This is a genomic window from Winogradskyella sp. ECml5-4 (assembly GCF_036903175.1).
Classification (GTDB): Bacteria; Bacteroidota; Bacteroidia; order Flavobacteriales; family Flavobacteriaceae; genus Winogradskyella; species Winogradskyella damuponensis.
This window is the reverse complement of sequence record NZ_JAYJLF010000006.1, coordinates 134562-156219: the sequence shown is the minus strand read 5'-3', so window position 1 is coordinate 156219 and position 21658 is coordinate 134562. Positions and strand designations below refer to the sequence as shown.

Genomic DNA, 21658 nt, shown 5'->3' with positions numbered 1-21658 from the left:
CTAAAACGGTGTTTTAATGTTTAGTTCTTCACAAAAAGAAGTAATCAAAGCTTCGTTTTCCTCTAAATCAATATCCAAAGTTTGTATTTCAGTAGCAACACTATCAATATCAATTTGCTCTTCTTCTTCAAACGTATCTACATAACGTGGTATGTTTAAATTGTAATCGTTTTCTACCACTTCACTTAAAGGTGCAACATAACTGTATTTGTCTTCGGTTTTACGTTCACGGTAAGTAGTAACAATTTTATCCATATTAGCCTCACTTAACATATTTTGCGTTTTCACTTTCTCAAAATCTGCGCTGGCATCTATAAATAAAATATCGTCTGGGTTTTCTCTACATTTTTTAAACACTAAAATACAGGTTGGAATACTTGTACCATAAAATATATTGGCAGGTAAACCTATTACTGCATCTAAGAAGTTTTTTTCTTCAATTAAATATTTACGTATGTGGGCTTCTGCACTTCCTCTAAACAATGCACCGTGTGGTAACACAACTGCCATTTGTCCGTTTTCGGCTAAATGATGCACCATATGTTGTACAAAGGCAAAATCTGCTTTACTACCTGGTGCTAATTTACCATATTGGCTAAATCTATCATCACTCATAAAGAGTTGGTTAGCACTCCACTTTGCAGAAAAAGGTGGATTGGCTACAATAGCTTCAAAGCGATGTTCTAAGTGTTGTGGATGCTCTAAAGTATCTTCTTGCTTAATATCAAACTTACGATAATGCACACCGTGTAATATCATATTCATACGTGCCAAGTTGTACGTAGTACGGTTTAATTCTTGTCCGTAAAAGTTATTTACTTCGTCTACTTCTTTAGCAACACGTAATAACAAAGAACCACTACCACACGTTGGGTCATATACAGATTTTAGTTTCTTTTTACCTGTTGTTACCAACTTTGCTAACACCATACTTACCTCTTGTGGCGTGTAAAATTCTCCTGCTTTTTTACCTGCTCCACTTGCAAATTTCCCAATTAGATACTCATAGGCATCACCCAATACGTCTAACTCGGTATTTTCTAACTTAAAATCTATTTTATCTAAGTGTGCTAATACTTTAGCGATAATCTCATTTCTGTCCTCTGGCTTTTTCCCTAACTTAGTAGAGTTTAAATCCATATCCTCGAAAAGGTCTTCAAAATCTTCTTCGCTATCCGTACCCATTGTACTGTTTTGGATATTATTTAAGATTTTTTGTAGGTCTTCTAATATGAAGTTGTCTTTTGTATTGTAAGTTTCTGTTGTGTCTTCTGCAACTGCATCACTCTCTTTTTCATCTTCATTATGATTACCACGTTTAGAAATAGCAGAAAATAATTCAGAAGGCTTTAAGAAGTAACCCAATTTCTCTAATGATTCTTCTTTTATAGCCTCTATATATTCTTTTCCTGTTTCTGTGTTTTCGTCTATTTCAGAAAATGAAAATGTATCGCCACCTTCTTTAAGGATTTTGTTGGCATATATTTCCATTTTTTCGGCTAAGTATTTGTAGAAAATAAAGCCTAATATGTAATCACGAAACTCATCTGCATTCATTTTACCACGTAATGTGTTGGCAATATTCCAGAGTTGTTGTTCTAATTGTTTTTTATGGTCTTCTGACATTTGAATTGTTTGAATTAACTTTAACAGCTAAAAATAAAAATAACATTCATTACTACCTAATGGATTTCCGTAATACGCTTTAAATAGAGATTTATATTAAAGTATATTGGTTTTATTACGGTTTTTTTGAAGCTTGTTAAATCTAGTTTTAATCCTTTTTTTACATTGATTACTCTAGGTAATTCTCTATTGGTATCATGATTAAACCGAAATAAAACCGTTAAAAAACCGTAGTTAAATTACGGTTATATTTCTGAAGATGTCTTCTAAATCATTGCCATAAGTGCCTTTTTCTTTCAATTCTTCATCAGATAAGTCGTTGGTTAGATCCCATAACTTGGCTAAAACACCAATTTTGCATAATTCTGAAACTTTATTCTTCATAATGTTCACGGAATCGTTTTCCATGTCTGGGATAACTAGAACTTTATGTCCAATAAGGCAATCGTATTTTTCTTTTTTGAAACCGTTTTTACCACCATATGATAACCAAGTATGTTTTGGCATTAAAATTGAGCCAACAATTGCTGTTTTTTCGCTTTCAACTAGAATAATTGTTTGTTTTCCCTTTAGATTATCAATTATGAGATGTTCGCCAAAAAGGCATGAGTAATAACCGTTTTTGTTTGTATAAATCTGGTTGAATCTTTCCGTTCTTCTGCCATTTTTTTTGTAGTAAGAAAGTTTGCATTTTTGAACTTGAAGATGCTTGTTTATTTCCCAAAAGATTGTTGCACCATCGGTATGAGTACCTATTAAATATTCTTCTTTTGCTTTATCTGTTTTTTGGTTGCCGTAGGTTTTACGAAGGTAAATCAGTAAATTATTTTCAGGTTTAACAAATGTTGATTCTATTGCGATTTGTTCTTCAATGAATTTCTGTTGCGGTTTTTCTGTGCGGTTTTCATTACGGTTTTCATTACGGTTTTTTTTACGGTTTTTAGGATTGGGTAAAGGAATAAAATCATTAAGCTTTTCGTATCTATTTAGAGTTTTGTTGTATGTGAAACGGTTACCGTTTCTGTCTTCATAAACCGTAGGAGGTAAAGTTGCTTTTCCGCAGCTGTGACAATACCCAAACTGTTCAGGTAAACCAACATAATTGACAAATTTTAAACTGCCGCTTGATCCTCGGTTTTTTTTACCACAACAGGGGGTGATTAGGTTGGGGTTTCTTTTTTTTGAAAATTCTAAGTTGATGGAAAGTTTTTTCATTTTTAAAAAGTCTTAAAAATTCAAATTTTAATTACCTACTTACCCAACTCAATAATTATAAGGGTTGCGATAGGGTAAGTACATTTTCTTTTGTTTACCCTATTCTTCAAAAAAAGGTAAGCTAGGTAAGTAGATTGTAAGTATTTTTTAAATAGCTTACCCTGTTTAATACCTTGTGTTTTCTGAGCTAATAAAACATTGGGTAAGTTGGGTAAGTATTTTTTATGATTTTATATGTTACCGTATTGGTGTTGATTTATCGTTATAAACAACCCAATACCCGTATCGATCTTTGTGCTTAACCCTTTCAAACTTTAACTGTTTCATTGCTTTTCCTATAGATACAACATATAGTTTTTGTCCAAAACTTGCTTGTAAAGTTCTTTGTATATCTGTGGCGGTAAAAAACTGAACACTTTTTCTATTCTCTTCATTTGGTTTGTCAAAAAAGGTTTCAATCAATTCTTGTTCATTACTTCTAACTTGATATTGTTCATTTCTTTTTTCATTGTTTGCTAAGTCCTCTTTTATGAGTTTTTCTTCAAAGCGATCATCTTTAGATAAAGAATAAGCCTGAGACCATATGTTGTTTATGTCAATGTCTTTTGAGTAATTCCAGTTAATAGAAGTTACATGAAATACTAACCATCTTACTGAGCCTGTAGGGTCTGATAAAAAGGTGTCATCGTTTGTTGACCCAATAAAATTTGTTATTCTTTGTATGGTTTCCTCTCTTTTTGCAAAAGGCAGTCTAACCCTTGTTTCATCGGTTGAAAACATGGATTTTAGACTATTTAAATCTTTTCTTGAAATTCCATCTAACTCATCAAGAATTATGAATGCATTTTTAGTAAGCTTTATTAGATTGTCCTTTTTGTTTTCTTCAAATGACCTTGTTACAGGTAGTCCGGGTGGGCATAACCATTTTGTGAAATGTGATTTTCCTATATTTTGCCCCTTTCCTTTGTCTGTTATTATAAAAGCTTGCTTATTGAAATATCCGTCAATGAGCATGCATTTAACTGATCTTACTAACCATTTTTTTAAATGGTATTCAAATTGCTCTATATCTGGGCTCTCTATATATTTACATAGTATAGAAATATAGTCTATTCCATCCCATTTTTTCAATCTATTAAAGTAGTTTAAAATTGGGTTGTATTCTGGTACGAAACTAGAACCTAAAATAGCGTTAAGCTTGTCTCTAGATACTTTGATATTCTTTTTTTGCATTTCAATATAGAGATCATTTTCATTGCAAATTCTCCATTTTGAATCGATATTTTTTTCTTTTATCTCAATGTCAAGCATTATTTTGTTTAAACGTAATTCATAGTGCTTTGATAAATAGCTTTCTACGATGTGAAATATTGTTTGTGGATGTTCTGTCTCTTCTTCACCGTTTGACTTCACAACTTTTGTGTTGGAATTGAATTTTTCATCTATTTCCTGTTGAATATCGTTTACTGTTTTGAAGTCTTTATTATCTTTGCTTTGATTTGTCGCTAAATCATTGGTGTTGTTTTCAGCACCTTTTTTCTTTTCTACCATAATATTAAGAATTTAGTGCTTCTAGAACTTCAGATTTTAAGTAGTAAACCCGATTGCCTATTTTTTTAGAAGGTAGTTTGCCTTTTTTTGTGTAAGACCATAGGGTTGATAGATTTATGCTTAGAAGCTCGCAAGTCTCTTCACGAGTTAATAAGATTTCATCAGAATTTGATTTTGATAGTTCTTTTTTGAACTTTTCTAGTTCTGTTTTTACACTCTCTGAAATCATAGAAGAAAGTTCAAGAGGTGTAGTTTGGATAATTTTGACTTCACTCATAATAATTGTTTTAAATTGTTATGAGTACAAAGGATGGTTGGAAGATTAATGGAATTATTCCAAAATCATAAAATTTAAATTTATTTCTTTTTAGACCAATTTTTTATGGCTAGCAATTGTTTAACTTTTTCAATGTTTTTTTCAGAAGAGTATGGGTGATGCTGGTCGAAACTTTCAGTTTTCAAGGAAGATATGCTTTTTCTTAAGCTATCTCTTTTCTCTTCAACTAATGGTTCTAGTAATTTACCTAATTTATAAGGATTGATATTTTCTCCTGTATTAAAGAGAAAATCAATTATGCCTAATTCATTCAAGTACATTATCTTTTCTTTAGGTATTAGTATTTTGTTAGCATTCTCATATAAATTATTCGTTTTTTCTTCTTTAATACTTTCTATGTATGCTTTTGCCTTAATTAAATTTCTTCGAACAATAGATTTGTTTTTGGTATTTAACAAAAAGTGAAATGCTTCTTGTTTTCTGAAAGGGTCTATGAAGGCCTCATCTGAATTTAAAGCATTTAAAACGCTATCGTAATGGGAAATACATTCGTCAAAGAAGTCGTCCTCGTCATAACCTTCTGTTGGGTTAATTTTAAATTTTGAATTTTGATCTACCCATAGGTTAAGTACTTTAGGGCTTGCTCCATAAAAGAAAAAGTTTTCCCTATCAGATTGATAGAGAAGTTCGTAATAAAGATCATTAATCTTGTTGATTAAGCTTTTTAGTGGCTCCTTATTTTTTAAATTAAATTTTTCTCTTTCAAGATTATCCACAATAAAAATAGATCCTTTATTTTTAGTATTACACCATTCTCCTAAGTATTTAATCTTTTCATTGTAAAGTTTTGATGCTTCCTCCCCAGTAGTAATGAGCTTTTTATATAATGATTGAACGTTCATATTTTCTATTTAAAAGAATTAAGCATTTCGCTGTATATTAGACTCGTAAAGTCTTCATTAGATTTTCCTATATACTTCAAGAAGGTTTTTTCTGTAGTATGGCCAGTTACCTGCATTATTAATGAGTTTGCCATTTGGCCATAATAATTGGATGCAAATGAACGACGACAGGTGTGACCAGTAATTAATTGATGCTTTTTGTAAACTTTAAATTTTTTTCTATTGGTTTCAGGATCCATTGCCCAATGTTCAATCTCCTCTTTAATTTTACACTTTTTACAAAGTTTTTTTACGTATAAATTGAAATTTGCTTTTGATATTTTGTACGGCAAGCCGTCTTTGATAATCCTTTCTGCTGTAGGATTTAAGGGGATTTCAACCTTTTTATTTCCTTTTTGTTGCGTAAGCTTTACTACTCTAAATTTTCCGTTTTTAGATGTAGTTATGTTTTGTTCGGTTATATTGAGTAAATCATCTAATCTCTGACCTATTTCGCAACCAAAGAGCAACCATTTTTTTACATTGGCTAAACTTTTATTTTCAATTTTGGTTCTCTCAATTTTATCTAATTCTTTACGGTTAAGTACTATTACGGTTTCTTTGCGGTTTTCTGTAAGGTTTTTAATGTGTCGTAATTGGGTGTTTATTGCAATACCATGACTTTCAGCTTCAAAACAAACTCCTTTTAAATCGCTTATTTTTTTGTTTGCTGTACTAACTTTGTAGGCTTCATCCTTTAGTAACCAATTAGCAAAATCATTGATAAAAACACGGTCTATCGATTTAATAAAAATATCTTTTTCGTTGTTATACTTTGCTAGTACTACTTTAAGGTTTTTATAACCTTTGATTCTGTTATATGACAAGCCTATTGAACCTTTTCCGTTTTTGCGAATGTGTGCGTTTTCTATTATGTAGTCAATAGTACCGAAAATCGTTTCAAAAGGGTTTGATAAATTTGCTCTATTAAAGAATTTATCGATTATATTTTCGAGCCATTTACCGTCTATATTTTTTCCTGTAGAATTAGCTTCGTTGTAGTTGTCAATAACAAAACTCTCGAGCTTTAGAAGTTTTGATTTAATGCTTTTTGTAGTTTCATCTTTTGCAATAGGGTAATTAGTTGCTGTACTCCAGGATGACGGGTTGATAAATAGTCCAGTTTTTCGCTTTATGTTAAATTTGGTACTATCTGAAAACCGTAAATAAATCGGTGCAGATTGCTTTTTACTTTGGATGTAGTATTTCGTAGAAGCCATATAGGCAAATATAATACTTAGTCATTATTTAGTCAAAAAAATGACAATTTAATCCAATTTATTCAAATTTGTATAGATTCTAATTTGCATAAATAGCTGAACTATAGTAGTGTAGTGTATTATTAGATGTGTAGAGATTTAAATTTTCGATTCCCGCCTTGAGTACGCTAAAGCCTCCAACCTTTTACAGGTTGGAGGCTTTTTTTGTTTGTAAACTTTGTTTTTTTGAGAATTAGTTAGTTTAATTCTTAATATACTGCCTAATTGTGCTTCTATTATAAGATTTAATGACGTTTTAATAAAGGCTTTTTTAACGTGATTAATCAGTTTTCTTAAGAGAATTATCCGTTTTATATGCAAAATTAACCCATTTCCTTTTTTAGTGTGAAAAATTATTTCTACTTTTGGTTTACCAGATTGGTTTACCAAAAGTAAAAAAGTATTAAATGAAGTGGAACTTAGCTTCGATATAAGTTGTTTCTAAAGTGTTTTTTTTGGTGTTTAGATAAGAATGTAGTTGTGGTAGATGATGAATAATGGGACGTTAATAATTAGATATTAATTTTTTTAATCTTTTCTAATAGGAAATTAAACTTAACCTGTAGGTGAATACAACAAAGGAAACTTAATAAGTTACACATTAAATATTAACCACAATTAAATTACATTATTATGAAAACAAATTTACTTTTTAGTTTTATTCTAGCTTTGGCTAGTAGTACAATGTTTGCTCAAGACCCTGTGGTTTTGAATTCCGATTTTGATAAAATACCTAAAATTTCTGGTAGTGATTGTTCTTGTTCGGGATGGATGAATAAATCATTAGGAGATCAAGCGGAATCTTCTGAAAATATTGATGATACACCAGGTAATGATGCCATTAAATTTGATAATTTTGAAGCCGATTTAATGTATCAAGAAATTGCAGTTTTAGCAAATACAGATTATAAATTAACGTATCGTTATAGAGTTAGTGGTGGTGAAGATGGAACAAGTGAATTAGAAATACGTGTTTTAAAAGGAACAGGTTATACAGACGGTTATGTTCCTACCTATTATGCTGCACCTGTAGAAGTGCCATCTGATGGGTTTGGGTATTCTGATATTACTGTGGTAGAAAATGTAGCAAATAATATAGCTACTATTGTAGAAGCTTATCCAGGTAATGATGATTATACGCTTGCTGAATTTACGTTTAATACAGGAGATGAAACAAGTATAGCAATTTTGGCGAGAGGTATAGGTAGACCAAATACCCCTAATGATGATAATGATTGTGATGATGCTCCAGAAGATATTACAAGATGTTATACTTGGTCTGCAGGTGATCAAGAAACGAGAATAGATTATGTAGCTTTAACTAATGAGTCACTTTCAGTAGGAGAATTCTCTGCTCAAGGGGTTAAAGTGTATCCTAATCCAGCAAAAGATTATATTAATATAGATTCAAATACATTAGAAGTGGCTTCTGTAGCGGTTTATGATATTTTAGGAAAGAACGTACTTTCTCAAAAAGGATTAAACAATAACCGTTTAGATGTTTCTATGTTAAATAACGGTGTTTATTTTTTACAAATTAATGCTAACGGAAATACGACAATTAAAAAGATAATTATTGAGTAGTCTAAGCTTTAATAAATATTAAAAAAGCCTTTTAAAAACAAAAGGCTTTTGTCTTTTTAAGAATATATGAAATAAAATAGTGCCATTTATGAAAAAAATAACATCCATTATTTGTCTATTAGTATTACTTACAGCTTGTAGTAAGCCTAAAATCACTAAGCTAATTAAGGTGTCTAATCTAGAGGAATTAAACGCTGCTATTAAAGATTGCAAAGCAGGAGATGAAATTGTTTTAGCTAATGGAGTTTGGAAAGATGTTGAAATTAAATTTTCAGGAAATGGTACAGAAGAAAACCCAATTATCTTAAAGGCAGAAACAGCAGGAGAGGTTTTTATTGAAGGTGTTTCCAGTTTAGAACTAAGCGGAAATTATTTAGAGGTTAGTGGATTGTTTTTTAGAAACGGTCATTCTCCTAAAACTAATGTAATTGCATTCAGAACTAGTGCAAAAGAAGTTGCAAATCATTCTAAAGTTACAAATTGTGTTATTCTAGATTTTAATAATTTAGAACGAGACCAAGATAATATTTGGGTGCAGTTTTACGGAAAGCAAAATGAATTAAGTAACTGTTATATTGCTGGTAAAACTAATGGCGGACCAACAGTTAGGGTAGATCTTAAAGGGAATCAAAGTATAAGAAACTATCATAACATTATAAACAATCATTTTGGGCCAAGACCTAGAAAAGGTGGTGCAAGAGGTGAAACCATTCAATTAGGAAGCAGTTTTACATCTATGAGTCCAAGTAATACAACAATTGCCAATAATCTATTTGAAGAATGTAATGGTGAAGTTGAAATTATATCAAGCAAAACTAACTTCAACATCATTAAAAATAATGTGTTTTATAAAAGTGAAGGCTCTGTAGTAACACGTCATGGAAACTACGTTACTGTTGATGGTAATTATTTTATTGGTGATGGTGTAAACGACCAATATGGTGGAATAAGAATTATTAATACAGGGCATTGGATTACAAATAATCTTTTTTATAAAATAAAAGGAAAGAATTTTAGAAGTCCAATAGCAATTATGAACGGAATACCAAAGTCGCCATTAAATAGGTATAATCAGGTAACAGATGTGGTTGTTGCTTATAATACGTTTATAGATTCAGATTCGCCTTGGCAGTTTGGGGTGGGTACTAATATTTCGCAAGCTGATGTATTACCTAAATCAGAAATTCGTTCCGCTAGGCCATTAAGAACAGAAGTTGTAAATAATGTTATCTATAATTCTGTTGGTGATGCCAATCCAATTATTGAGCACGATAAAGCTGATGGTGTAACTTTTGCAAGCAATATTATAGATAATAATGGAGTAGATTTTTCTAAAAGAGACGGATTAACTTCAAAAAAATTAACACTAACGCCTATAGGTTCAGATATTTCTGCTCCAGTTTCTGGTTTTAGTGATGTTGAGGTTTATAACGGTTTTGATTTTGAAACAATCACTGAAGATGTATTAGGAAATTCAAGAGATAAGTCAAATCAGGTGGGGGCGATTTTAGATGTAGAAAATATCAAGTTAGATATTTTGAATAAAGCCAATTACGGTGCAGATTGGTATTCAAATGAAGTAGAAATTAGAGACCCTAAAACGCATAGCGTATCAAATGCTTCAGAATTAGTGGCTAAACTTAAAGACGCAGAAAATGGGGATATTTTAGAATTAAATGCTGAAGTTTTTAAGATTTCAGAATCTTTAATTATTGATAAAACCATCACTATTCAATCTAAAGGTAGTACCGAAATAGTATACGAGGGAGCTGCAAATACACCTGCTTTTTCTTTAACCCCTTATGGGAAAATAACAGTTAAAAACATTAAGCTAATAGGTAACACTTCAAATTATGCATTTGCTAGTTTAAAAGAAAATATGTCTAATCATTTTGGTTTAGAAGTTATAGATTCTGAAATCAGCAATTTTAATTACGCGTTAAGAGTTTACAAACAAGCGTTTTCAGAACAGATCACTTTCAAAAACACTACAATTTCTGATTGTGAAAATGGTATCGAATTATCTGAAGAAACAAAGGACAGAGGAGATTATAACACAGAGTATTTAACCATTGATAACTGTACTTTTAATAACGTAAAACAAAATGTTGTTGATTATTATCGAGGTGGTTACGACGAGTCTACTATTGGAGGAAATCTTTTAATTACTAACAGTACCTTTACAAATAGTGGATCAGAAGAGAAAAACCAAAGATTGTTAAACCATAACGGAATTGTAAATGTGAATATTAATAATAATACCTTTAAAAACAATAAGGTGAAATTTGTTTCCATTCTTTGGGGAGCAAAAAACAATGTTGAGTCAAACAATACCCTTATCAATTCAGGGCAAATTAAGACAGAAGAAAACTTAGTTATGACGCTGATGTATTAATCTAACTGCTAAATTATTCTATACATGAAAAAAACACTATTCACCTTCGCTATACTTTTAACAATTGTATCGTGTAAAAACGAAAGAACATCATCAGAAATAAAAGCTGAAGAAACAACTGAAATAGTAAAAAAATACCCAAGTGATGTTATTCCGTTTATGGATCAATGGAAGATTCTTTTAGGTGATGGTACTAGTGTTAAAGATTTAGTTGGCTATGATAAAAAGGATTTTTTCTATGTAGAAAACGAACACAATAGGGATTGGGTAGTATATAAAACACCTAATTCAGGTATTACTTCTCGTACTTCAAGTAACACCAGAACAGAATTAGGGCAAAAAAAACATTGGGTGCCCGAAACTGGAGGTAAATTAACAGGAACATTAAAAGTGCAACATGTTTCAGTTTCAGGAGACGCTAGAGTTGCAGCATCATATTCTGTAGTTGTTGGTCAAATACATAGTGATGAAGGTCATGAAAATGAACCTTTAAAAATCTATTATAAAAAATTTCCAGGACACACAAAAGGTTCTGTTTTTTGGAATTATGAAATCAATACGGCAGGTGATAATTCTAAAAGATGGGATTACTCTACAGCAGTTTGGGGTTATGATATGTCGGTTGTTGGTACAAGTCCAGAGACCTATCCTGCAGAACCAATAGATGGAATTGCCTTAGGTGAAGAATTTAGTTATGAAGTAAATGTTTATAAAGGTATAATGTATTTAACCTTTACAAGTGAAAATCACGAAACCAAAACGTTTACTAAAAATTTATTAAAATCAGATTTTACAACAAAAGAAGCTATTCCTCAACAAATTTGGACTTTATATGCCTCTATAGGTCGTGATGGAGTAGAGCGTGAAAATGCTTATGCTGGAGAAATAAATTATTTTAAACAAGGAGCATATAATCAAACCAACGGTAAAAAGCCTGAGGATAATATGGTTTGGAGCACAGGAGCCGAAATTTATAATGGAGATATAGCAAAGCAATACGAAAATGGATGCTATGCTGAAGTTTGGTTTAAAGAAGCAACAGTAGGAGAAGGAACTTCGCCTAATAAATAGTCGTTGGCTTTAAGCACTAAGATTGTCGTTTTTATTTGGTGTAATTATAGTTTTTTTGAGCCTTTCTAATTACATGTTCTAAAATCAAATTAAGAATAAGAGAGCAATTTAATATAGTTTTGTGTTAATTGTTAATACATTTTTTTGGTTAACCTCAAAAAACTCGTATATTGGTAAACCAATTTGGTAAACCAATTTTGTATGAAAAATCATCTTATTTTCTCTTTTCTTGCAATCGTTTTTTTGTTTTCTAATTTCTCTTGTAAAGAAGAACGTAGTTCTGTTTCTGAAAGCAATATTGCTAACCAAAACGGAAGTCACCCAAACTTAATACTCACCCAAAATAGTGTTTCTAAAATAAAATCGCAATTAGGAAATGTTCCTGTTTTTGACGCTACTTTAGCTGCTGTAAAACAAGACGTGGATTTGGCGATAAAAGCAGGTATAGATGTGCCAATTCCTAAAGATATGGCAGGAGGTTACACGCATACTCAGCATACTTTAAACTATAAAAATATGCAAAAAGCTGGTGTTTTATTTCAGCTTTTAGAAGATGAAAAATATGCTATTTATGTAAGAGATATGTTGTTAGAATATGCAAAATTATATCCAACCTTAAATCGGCACCCTCAAGAACGTTCTTATGCGAGAGGCAAATTTTTCTGGCAATGTCTCAACGATTCAAATTGGTTAACATACACAAGTCAAGCCTACGATTGTATTTACGATTGGTTGCCAAAAGAACAGAGCGACTATTTAAATAAAAGCTTTTTTAGACCATATGCAGATTTCTTATCTATAGAAACTCCAAAATATTTTAACCGTATTCATAACCATAGTACTTGGGGAAATGTTTCAGTTGGTATGATTGGTTTAGTTATGGATGATGACGAATTAGTAAATCGGGCATTATATGGACTTAAAAACATAGATATAGACAATAATGCTTTAGATAATGATGGTGGTTATATTTATGATAAAGACGGAAAAGCAGGTTTTTTATCAAACTTAGATAGCCCTTTTTCTCCTGATGGGTTTTATACAGAAGGCCCTTATTATCAACGTTATGCTATGTATCCATTTATGATATTTGCCGAAGCACTCCAAAATAAAAAGCCAGAATTAAAGATTTTTGAATATAAAGATGGTGTGCTTTTAAAAGCTGTAGATGCCCTTCTAAATTTAACGGATGCAAATGGTGAATTTTTCCCTTTAAATGATGGTCAAAAAGGAATGTCTTACTTCACCTCTTCGTTGGTGTCAGTTGTAGATATTGCCTATCACTACGGAAATCAAAAACCAGAATTACTCTCTGTAGCAAAAGCTCAAAATGCAGTGCAGTTAAATGCGGCTGGTTTAGATGTTGCTATAGGTTTACGGGATGGTAAGGAAAAACCATTCATTAAAAAATCTATGGAATTAACAGATGGAGCCAAAGGAGATGAAGGAGCTGTAGGAATATTAAGGTATAACGATGATAATAATACCGTAGGATTAGTAATGAAATATACAGGGCAAGGCTTAAGTCATGGACATTACGATAAATTATCGTTTTCACTATATGAGGACGGAGAGGAAGTTATACAAGATTACGGTTTGTCTCGTTTTGTGAACGTAGAGCAAAAAAACGGTGGTGGCTATTTAAAGGAAAATAAAACCTTTGCAAAGCATACTATTGCTCATAATACTGTCACTCAAAATGAAACCTCACACTTTAATTATGATTTTGCAGTAGGAAGTAATAATCATTCTGAAAAATATTTATTCGATGCTTCAAATCCGAATGTTCAAATTATGAGTGCCAAAGAAACCAATGCTCATCCAGGTACTAATTTTCATCGTACGATGTTGTTAATTAAAGATGCAGAACACAAAAAACCATATGTCCTAGATCTTTTTAAAGTAAGTTCAGAAAAAGAAAACCAATATGACTTTCCGTATTATTATTTTGGACAAATAATTTCAACAAGTTTTGACTATAAGGCTGAAAAAAACTTGGCGGAATTAAGTGATAAAAATGGCTATCAGCACTTATGGAAAGAAGCTCAAGGGAAAGCGGAAGCAGATCATATTCAGTTTACATGGCTAAATAATAGAACCTTTTACAGTATAACATCTGCAACTTCAAATAATGATGACATTATTTTAGCGAGAATTGGTGCTAACGACCCTAAGTTTAATTTACGAAGAGATCCCGCAATAATCATTAGCAAGAAAAATACGAAATCAACGGTGTTTGCTTCCATTATAGAATCGCATGGCGATTACGATCCTGTAGCCGAAAAAGCCAACATGGCATATAGTCAATTTAAAGCTATAAAAGTTGTAGTAGCTAATAAAGCGTATACGGCTTTAGAATTGGAATTTAAATCAGGCGTTTCTAGAGTTTTTATACTATCAAATGATAATGCCGCTAAAGACGCCAAACACACATTAAAAATTAACGGTAAGAACTATGAGTGGTCAGGTTCTTATTATTTTAAATAAAACATACAAAACAATAAAAATTATGAAAAGATTTAGCGAAAAGTACATTGTTACAAAAGACATGGAATGGGAAAAACTTGGAGGAGGAGTATCTAGAAAGTTCTTAGGATATGATAACCAAATTATGATGGTAAGAGTAAAATTTGACAAAGGAGCATTAGGTGCGCCACACCAACATTTTCATACGCAAGCAACCTACTGTGTTTCTGGTAAATTTGAATTTGAAATTGATGGAGAAAAACAAATTGTAGAAGCAGGAGATGGTGTATATATTGAGCCTAACTTACTACATAGCGCAGTTTGCCTAGAAGAAGGAGAACTAATTGATACTTTTAGTCCAGTAAGAGAAGATTTTTTAAGTGGTGGTGAGGTGTCTTATTTTGGAGACAAATAACTACAAAAAAAACGGCCAGACGTGTTCTATGGGCTTTATAGAGTGGTAATGGGTTTTAGCTTTTAAATGGAATGTTTGCTATTTTAACCTAAACATTTGCTTAATTAACATATAAATTTTACGAAAACGTTGTATTTAACAAAATTTTGTATATATTTGGTTTGCCAATCTGGTTAACCAATTTGGTTTTCCAGTAAATAACATAGAATTTGTTGCCATTTTTAATGTGTTAAGCAAGTAACTGAAGTTATAAAACAAGCCAATAAATAAACAATCTAATTTTAAACAATGAATTATGAATTTAAAAGTTAAACTCATTACAATTGTTGCACTGTTTTTTAGTGTAATGATTTTTGCTCAGGATAGCTATATCCTCAAGGGTACAGTGATATCTGGGGCAGATAATATGCCTATTCCTGGAGCTAATATTATTGTTGTCGGTACTACGAAAGGAGCATCGACCGATTTTGATGGGAATTATCAATTAGAAGTTAAAAGTGGAGATGTTATACAATTTTCATACATAGGATATGTAACTCAAACCGTAATTATTGAGGCCCAAAAAACACTTAATGTAAAATTAGCAGAAGACACAAATACGTTAGATGAGGTTGTTGTTGTTGGATATGGTACACAAAAGAAAAGTCATTTAACAGGTTCTGTATCAAAAGTAAAGAACGAAAATTTAGATCAAATAGCAGTAGCTAGAGTTGATGATGCTTTAATAGGCCAAGTGTCTGGTGTTAATATTCAAGCAACTTCAGCAGAAGCTGGTGCGGCACCAACAATCACGATTAGAGGTTTTGGATCTATTGCTGCTGATTCAGGACCTGCTGTAGTAGTAGATGGAATCGTTGTGAGTTCTGATTTTCTTGGGTCTTTAAATATGAATGATGTAGAATCTTTTGAAGTATTAAAAGATGCAGCATCTGCAGCTATTTATGGTAGTGAAGGAGCTAACGGTGTAATTTTAATTACTACAAAGAGTGGTAAAGAAGGAAAAACAAAATTTAGTTACGATACGTACACAGGATGGAAAGAAGCATTTGAAAGTGACGATTATAAGAAGAGTGTTTCAGGTTGGGCAGCTCAAGAATTGGCTGCAACTGGAGAACTTTCTAATACGACACAATATGCACAATTATTAGTGTCAACACTTGGTGTTGATAGAGATTGGCAAGAAGTATTTTTTGATGGAGGTGTTATTACAAGTCATTCTTTTTCTGCAAGAGGAGGTACTAAGGATACTAAATTTAGTGCGTCTCTTAGTTTTCTTGAAGATGAAGGTGTTGTTATAACAGATAACTATAAGTTATTTACAGGAAGGTTAAAAATGGATACCAAATTGACCAAAAATCTTAAATTTGGAATTAATGCCACTCCTTCGTATTCAAAAAGAAGAGCTTTACCAACTTCTATTCACAACCCTTTAAGACAATCTCCTTGGTTGCCAATATATCATACAGAAGAGTCGCTTCAGTTTGTGAATCAAGACGATCCAAATGATAACTATTACTTCCCAGATGTTAAAGTAGGAGATTATTTTGAGGAAGATCACTTGAGAAACTTAGATGTGAATGGAGATGGTAGTCGTTCTAGACCACGTACTACAGGAGATTCAAATGCATACGCTCAATATGTAGAAAGAGAGCATTATGAGTACAATACCAAATTATTAGGTTCTACATATTTACAATATGAAATTTTAGATGGTCTTAAGGCAAAAACATCATTAGGTGTTACATTAGATTTTCGTAAAAGAACAAGATGGGATGGTACAAAACACCACGGAGATGGTGCAAGTAGAGCTGGTTATAGTTTACAAAACAGAGATAGAACTAGAGTTATTTCAGACAATACATTAAATTACAGCAAAGCAATAGGAAATCATGAATTCGATGTTTTGGCAGGTTTTTCTATACAATCTAGAACAACAGATCAAAGTCAAATAGAAGGTAGTGGATATTCTAATGATTTACTTAAAAACTTAGAAGGAGCAACTTTATATTCTGAAATTGAAGAAATAAGCCTTGTAAGAAGAAAGATCGGTTATTTTGCAAGAGTTAACTATGCTTACGCTGATAAATATTTACTATCGGCTTCGTTTAGACGAGATGGAAGTTCTGTTTTTGGAGTAGATTCAAAATGGGGTAATTTCCCAGCAGTATCTGTTGGTTGGAATATATCTAAAGAGAATTTCTTAAGAGATAGTGATTTCTTAAGTAACTTAAAACTTAGATTTAGTTACGGTCTTACCGGAAGTGAGAATTTTGATACAGGTAATGATATTACAGATGTATGGCCTTACTTGGCATTGTTAGATAATAATAATGCTATTACAGAAGGTGGTGTTACTGCAGGTGTATCTGCGCTAAATATAGCAAATGCATTATTACAATGGGAAGCTTCAGAAGAACTTAATCCAGGAATAGATTTTGCCTTTTTAAATAATAGAATATCTGGATCAGTAGATTATTATAAAAGAACAAGTGATAAATTATTATTAGAAAACCCTGTTTCTTATGCAACAGGATTTAATTCTGGAATTGTAAACTTAGGTGAAGTACAAAATAGTGGATGGGAGTTTGAATTAAGAACTAAAAACATCTCTAAAGAGAATTTTTCTTGGGGTACTACTATCATAGCATCTACTAACAAAAACGAATTACTAAGTTTGGGGGATTCAGATGGGGCATTATTAGAAGATACTTTTAGTAGAAATTCACAATGGATTAACTCTGTAGGAAACCCAATATCTTCATTTTATGGTTATGTTGTAGATGAAGAATTAGCTTATGAGTATTATGATTCTCCTTGGATTCCTATTAATGGTGCATCAGAAGATGTTATTGTTAAGGATTTAAATGGTGATGGTTTAATTACAGATGAAGATAAGACCATATTAGGAGATCCATATCCAGAGATTGTATGGAGTGTATCTAATGAATTTAGAATATTTGATTTTGATTTTTCTTTTATGATTCAAGGAAGTCAAGGTGCTGAAGTAAAAAACATAGGTGATCAATACTTTGGGACATTTTGGCAAGGTGCTACTACAAGTCCACAAGCAGTTGTTGACGCAGGTATCATACCTCACACTTCTTTCTTACAGCAAAGAGTTCATACAGACGATGTCATTTCAAGTGCAGGCTATTTTTCTTTGAGAAATATAAATATTGGCTATACGTTACCAGAGACTGTAACATCTAAATTAGGTATAGAAAAATTAAGAGTATATGCTACTGCTCAGAATATACTTTATATTACTTCTGATGACTATAAAGGTTTTAACCCAGAGTTTGTAGATGATGATAATCCTAGGGCTTATGGAGCTCAAAGAGGAGGTACGCCAATATTTAAAACCATGTCACTTGGTTTGAACGTTAATTTTTAATTAAAAGTAAAACACACCAAATTATGAAACATATAAAATATTTAATTTTTGCTGTAACAGGATTTGTTTTCATTTCCTGTGATACTGAAGAATTTTTAAATCCATTACCAGATACTGCAATTGTTGTAGAAGCATATTACAGTTCAGATCAAGATGTATTAACTGGTATTATTGGGATTTACGACGCTATACAAGGTGTTAATGAAAATACAGATACGAGTTATGAGAGATCAAACAGAGGTGTTCAAGTAGAATACCTTTTAACGGAACATCGTACAGATAACACTAGAGGTAAAACATTTGAAGGTTCTAAAGCAGATTTTCATAGATATTTAATCGATGCTACAAATGCACAGTCAGAAGATTATTACCAATCAATGTATCAAATTATTTTTAGAGCAAATGATGTATTGACTCATATTAATGTTGCAGACGAAGCTAACAGAGCTAAATATGCTGCTGAAGCTAAATTTTTAAGAGCTTATGCTTATTTCAATTTAGTAAGGCTGTTTGGTGATGTGCCTTTAGTAACTTCTGTAGTAGGACCAGAAGAAGATCAAATATTGTTTACTAGAGTAGCTAAAGCTCAGGTTTATGAGCAAATAGTTTTAGATTTAGTAGAAGCAAAAGACGTTTTAGATAATACTTACAAATCTAGAGCATCAAAAGCCGCAGCACAAGGCCTTTTAGCTAAAGTGTACTTAACTCAAGGAATTAATTATGGAGAAGCTGCACAATTATGTTTAGATATCATGGGGAGTGGTTTTGCTTTAGAGAATAATTTTAGTGATGTGTTTTATGACGAATTAAATGATGAAATTATTTTTGCTATTCAATATATGACTGGAGATGCCAATGAAAGTCAAGCTTTTTCTGCAGAATTTACAACGACAAATAGCCAAGGAAGAGAAGATGGCTTAAATGTAGTTAACGATAATCTTATTGCAGATTTTGCTTTATACGGTGGTAATAGAACAGAAGCTTCTTTTAAAACATTTGTTCAATACAGTGAGGTCATCAAGTTTTTACCTGAAGGCTCAGATATTACAGCTAATCCACCTACTTACGGAGGAAGTCCTCAACAAGCCGGTAACGATTGGATTATTTTACGTTATGCAGATGTATTATTAATGCATGCAGAAGCTATTTTAGCTGGTGGTTCTGAAACAACAGATGCTGCTGCAATAGACTCTTATATGGAAGTTAGAGTAAGAGCAGGTTTTGATGCAGAAGCAGATCGTCCTTCAGTACTTACTAAAACGGCTTTACTTGCAGAAAGACGTGTAGAGTTGGCTTTCGAAAATCAACGTTTCTTTGATTTGGTTAGGTTTGGCGTAGCTGATGCTGTTTTAAGTGCTCATGCTTCTGAAATGGACTATCCAGACTATAATGTTAGACAGTTATTATTACCAATTCCATCAAGAGAAATAAATTTAAGTGGTGGTCTTTTAAGCCAAAACCCTGGATATTAATTAAAAAACTAAATTGTTAAAGACATGAAAAATAAAACAAATATTTTCCACAGAGTAACAGTACTGTTCCTGTGTTTAATAACAGCTGTGACTTATAACAGCTGTGAAAGCGCTTACGAATTTGAATTGCCAGAAGCTGGTTCTCAAGTTGATACTGTTTTACCAACAGCAGACTTTTCATACACTCCAGACCCTGTTAATTTTAATATTATTCAGTTCACAGATCTTTCTTTTCAATCTACAACATACTTGTGGGATTTTGGTGGAGGAGATACCTCAACAGAACAAGATCCAGTTTATACATTCCCAGCAGTAGAAGGTATTTATCCTGTGACATTAACAGCTAGTGATGCTAATGGAGCATCGGATACGGTAACTATAGACGTTGAACTTTTAGATGTGTTTGTACCTATTACTCCTGAAATTATAAATGGAGATTTTACAGATGGTACTAGCGATTGGAAATTTGATACATTCTCGGGAGGTACAACAAATCCTTTTAATGCTAGTTCTGATGGATCGTGGTTAAATTATGATGGTTCAGATAATGGATCTAAAACCAAAGGAGCTAAATGGACAATGAGTACTTCTGCAGGTGCTTATCTAAGTTCTAATACCAGATACGCATATCAAGCAATAGTAGTTTCACCTAATGTTGATTATATTCTAGAATATGAATATGCTATAAAAAATGATGGTACACAGGCTCCAGGCGATAATAGAATCATTGGAGGAATTATAGATGGTCATTTTAATGATGGTGCTGATGCCATTGCTAGTTTTGATGCTGCTCCTTTAGCTATGTTTGTTGGAGATGAAGATTTAGGGAAAACGGTTTTTACAACAGTTCAAATTCCTTTTACTTCAAATGCAACAGGTGAAGTTGCAATACTTATTTATGGTGTTACAGATGTTGATGCTTATGTGGACAATGTGAAAGTATATCCAGTAGACTAATCATTATAGTAATATGAAAAATTTCCGAAAAAAAATATTAGTTTTTTTACTGATAGCATTTGTATCTGCTAATGTCACTTCCCAAAACACGGAAAGTAACGTTACAGAATCGGATAAAAAAATTGAAAAGAAAAAGAAGAAAGGGAGAAAGAAAAAAGCAAAGCTTCCAAAAATAGACCTTAGCCATTGGAAAGTAACATTACCAGTGGCAAATGAAAAAGGTAAGCCATACGAAATAGAGCCGCCAGAGATTTTGGATTTTGCCAAAATGGATATTGCAAAACCTTATATGTATATAGATTCTACAAAAGGAGCAATTGTATTTCATGCCATGCCAACAGATTCTAAGACCAGAAATACAAAGTACACGAGGTCAGAATTAAGAGAGCAAATGGTACCTGGTGATAATAATACCAATTGGACGTTTAAGCAAGGCGGAACTATGAAAGGTAAACTTGCCATGGAAGAAGTCACTAGAGATTCAGATGGTAAATACCATCGCGTTATCATAATGCAAATTCATGGAAGGTTAACCAATGAACAACGCGATTTAATTGGTGAAGATGATAATAATGCACCTCCGATATTGAAAATATATTGGGATAAAGGAAAAATACGAGTAAAAACTAAAATCTTAAAAAACTTAAATGCTTCAGATACCGAAATATTACATGAAGACGCATGGGATGATGATGATGGTTTTAATTTTAAACAAGAAGTTGGGTTTAAGAAATTTACTTTAGAGGTTCGGGTTTCAGAAGGTAAAATGCTTATTGTTTTAAACAATACAGAGTATAAATCTTATGAAAGTATTCACATAAAAAAATGGGGAGTATTTGAAAATTATTTTAAAGCAGGTAATTACTTTCAATCTAGAGATGAAGGAGCCTTTGCTAAAGTAAAATTTTACGAATTAGAAGTTAGTCATTAGAAAAAAAATAGTTGAGTTAGTTTCTTATTGAATTCTACTTTTTAATGTCATGTAAGTGGAATTCTTTAAGGACTATTAAATAGCCTCTAAGATGTTGTATTTGC

General features: G+C 32.0%; 15 protein-coding genes. 9 read left to right on the top strand and 6 right to left on the bottom strand.

All coding sequences use genetic code 11. The features are described from left to right. The 6 genes from VDP25_RS06920 to VDP25_RS06895 form a co-directional block, all read right to left on the bottom strand. Nucleotides 1-1626 (bottom strand): type I restriction-modification system subunit M, encoded by a 1626-nt coding sequence (locus tag VDP25_RS06920; RefSeq protein ID WP_334468158.1) that lies wholly within the window; start codon nt 1624-1626, stop codon nt 1-3. Between the two features lie 234 nt (nt 1627-1860). Then, the gene (locus VDP25_RS06915; RefSeq protein WP_334468156.1) at nt 1861-2841 is read right to left on the bottom strand and encodes a DUF6371 domain-containing protein; all 981 of its coding nucleotides are present in this window, start codon (nt 2839-2841) and stop codon (nt 1861-1863) included. Between the two features lie 237 nt (nt 2842-3078). Further along, nucleotides 3079-4392 carry a VapE domain-containing protein gene (locus VDP25_RS06910; protein WP_334468154.1) on the bottom strand — a complete coding sequence of 438 codons (1314 nt, stop codon included), beginning with the start codon at nt 4390-4392 and terminating at the stop codon, nt 3079-3081. Nucleotides 4393-4396: 4 nt separating this feature from the next. Beyond that, a complete protein-coding gene (locus VDP25_RS06905; protein ID WP_334468152.1) occupies nt 4397-4669 on the bottom strand; it encodes a helix-turn-helix transcriptional regulator in 273 nt (90 codons plus the stop codon). An 80-nt stretch (nt 4670-4749) separates the two neighbouring features. Then, on the bottom strand, nt 4750-5571 hold the full coding sequence (locus VDP25_RS06900; RefSeq protein WP_334468150.1) for a hypothetical protein: 822 nt from the start codon (nt 5569-5571) through the stop codon (nt 4750-4752). A gap of 5 nt (nt 5572-5576) precedes the next feature. Beyond that, on the bottom strand, nt 5577-6830 hold the full coding sequence (locus VDP25_RS06895) for a tyrosine-type recombinase/integrase (RefSeq protein WP_334468148.1): 1254 nt from the start codon (nt 6828-6830) through the stop codon (nt 5577-5579). A gap of 672 nt (nt 6831-7502) precedes the next feature. Between VDP25_RS06895 and VDP25_RS06890 the strand changes: the two genes are divergently transcribed. The 9 genes from VDP25_RS06890 to VDP25_RS06850 all read left to right on the top strand — a co-directional run bounded on the left by VDP25_RS06890 (nt 7503) and on the right by VDP25_RS06850 (nt 21554). Continuing rightward, nucleotides 7503-8453 (top strand): T9SS type A sorting domain-containing protein, encoded by a 951-nt coding sequence (locus tag VDP25_RS06890; protein ID WP_334468146.1) that lies wholly within the window; start codon nt 7503-7505, stop codon nt 8451-8453. 88 nt (nt 8454-8541) lie between these two features. Continuing rightward, nucleotides 8542-10848 (top strand): chondroitinase-B domain-containing protein, encoded by a 2307-nt coding sequence (locus VDP25_RS06885; RefSeq protein ID WP_334468144.1) that lies wholly within the window; start codon nt 8542-8544, stop codon nt 10846-10848. A gap of 24 nt (nt 10849-10872) precedes the next feature. Further along, nucleotides 10873-11919, top strand: a complete 1047-nt coding sequence (locus tag VDP25_RS06880) for a polysaccharide lyase family 7 protein (RefSeq protein ID WP_334468141.1) — start codon at nt 10873-10875, stop codon at nt 11917-11919. Nucleotides 11920-12120: 201 nt separating this feature from the next. Beyond that, nucleotides 12121-14406: a heparinase II/III domain-containing protein gene (locus VDP25_RS06875; RefSeq protein ID WP_334468139.1), complete on the top strand. Its 2286-nt coding sequence runs from the start codon at nt 12121-12123 to the stop codon at nt 14404-14406. A 22-nt stretch (nt 14407-14428) separates the two neighbouring features. Then, entirely contained in the window at nt 14429-14800 is a 372-nt protein-coding gene (locus tag VDP25_RS06870; protein ID WP_215928087.1) for a cupin domain-containing protein, read from the top strand. Nucleotides 14801-15095: 295 nt separating this feature from the next. Next, nucleotides 15096-18194, top strand: a complete 3099-nt coding sequence (locus tag VDP25_RS06865) for a SusC/RagA family TonB-linked outer membrane protein (protein WP_334468136.1) — start codon at nt 15096-15098, stop codon at nt 18192-18194. Between the two features lie 23 nt (nt 18195-18217). Beyond that, a complete protein-coding gene (locus VDP25_RS06860) occupies nt 18218-19666 on the top strand; it encodes a RagB/SusD family nutrient uptake outer membrane protein (RefSeq protein ID WP_215928083.1) in 1449 nt (482 codons plus the stop codon). Nucleotides 19667-19690: 24 nt separating this feature from the next. Next, nucleotides 19691-20623 carry a PKD domain-containing protein gene (locus VDP25_RS06855; RefSeq protein ID WP_334468132.1) on the top strand — a complete coding sequence of 311 codons (933 nt, stop codon included), beginning with the start codon at nt 19691-19693 and terminating at the stop codon, nt 20621-20623. A gap of 13 nt (nt 20624-20636) precedes the next feature. Then, nucleotides 20637-21554 (top strand): polysaccharide lyase family 7 protein, encoded by a 918-nt coding sequence (locus VDP25_RS06850; RefSeq protein ID WP_334468130.1) that lies wholly within the window; start codon nt 20637-20639, stop codon nt 21552-21554. The last annotated feature ends 104 nt before the right edge of the window (nt 21555-21658 follow it).

What these genes read in the sequence shown, in the direction of transcription:
- VDP25_RS06920 (WP_334468158.1), bottom strand. Translation starts at nt 1,626, where the DNA reads ATGTCAGAAGACCATAAAAAACAATTAGAACAACAACTCTGGAATATT.
- VDP25_RS06915 (WP_334468156.1), bottom strand. Translation starts at nt 2,841, where the DNA reads ATGAAAAAACTTTCCATCAACTTAGAATTTTCAAAAAAAAGAAACCCC.
- VDP25_RS06910 (WP_334468154.1), bottom strand. Translation starts at nt 4,392, where the DNA reads ATGGTAGAAAAGAAAAAAGGTGCTGAAAACAACACCAATGATTTAGCG.
- VDP25_RS06905 (WP_334468152.1), bottom strand. Translation starts at nt 4,669, where the DNA reads ATGAGTGAAGTCAAAATTATCCAAACTACACCTCTTGAACTTTCTTCT.
- VDP25_RS06900 (WP_334468150.1), bottom strand. Translation starts at nt 5,571, where the DNA reads ATGAACGTTCAATCATTATATAAAAAGCTCATTACTACTGGGGAGGAA.
- VDP25_RS06895 (WP_334468148.1), bottom strand. Translation starts at nt 6,830, where the DNA reads ATGGCTTCTACGAAATACTACATCCAAAGTAAAAAGCAATCTGCACCG.
- VDP25_RS06890 (WP_334468146.1), top strand. Translation starts at nt 7,503, where the DNA reads ATGAAAACAAATTTACTTTTTAGTTTTATTCTAGCTTTGGCTAGTAGT.
- VDP25_RS06885 (WP_334468144.1), top strand. Translation starts at nt 8,542, where the DNA reads ATGAAAAAAATAACATCCATTATTTGTCTATTAGTATTACTTACAGCT.
- VDP25_RS06880 (WP_334468141.1), top strand. Translation starts at nt 10,873, where the DNA reads ATGAAAAAAACACTATTCACCTTCGCTATACTTTTAACAATTGTATCG.
- VDP25_RS06875 (WP_334468139.1), top strand. Translation starts at nt 12,121, where the DNA reads ATGAAAAATCATCTTATTTTCTCTTTTCTTGCAATCGTTTTTTTGTTT.
- VDP25_RS06870 (WP_215928087.1), top strand. Translation starts at nt 14,429, where the DNA reads ATGAAAAGATTTAGCGAAAAGTACATTGTTACAAAAGACATGGAATGG.
- VDP25_RS06865 (WP_334468136.1), top strand. Translation starts at nt 15,096, where the DNA reads ATGAATTTAAAAGTTAAACTCATTACAATTGTTGCACTGTTTTTTAGT.
- VDP25_RS06860 (WP_215928083.1), top strand. Translation starts at nt 18,218, where the DNA reads ATGAAACATATAAAATATTTAATTTTTGCTGTAACAGGATTTGTTTTC.
- VDP25_RS06855 (WP_334468132.1), top strand. Translation starts at nt 19,691, where the DNA reads ATGAAAAATAAAACAAATATTTTCCACAGAGTAACAGTACTGTTCCTG.
- VDP25_RS06850 (WP_334468130.1), top strand. Translation starts at nt 20,637, where the DNA reads ATGAAAAATTTCCGAAAAAAAATATTAGTTTTTTTACTGATAGCATTT.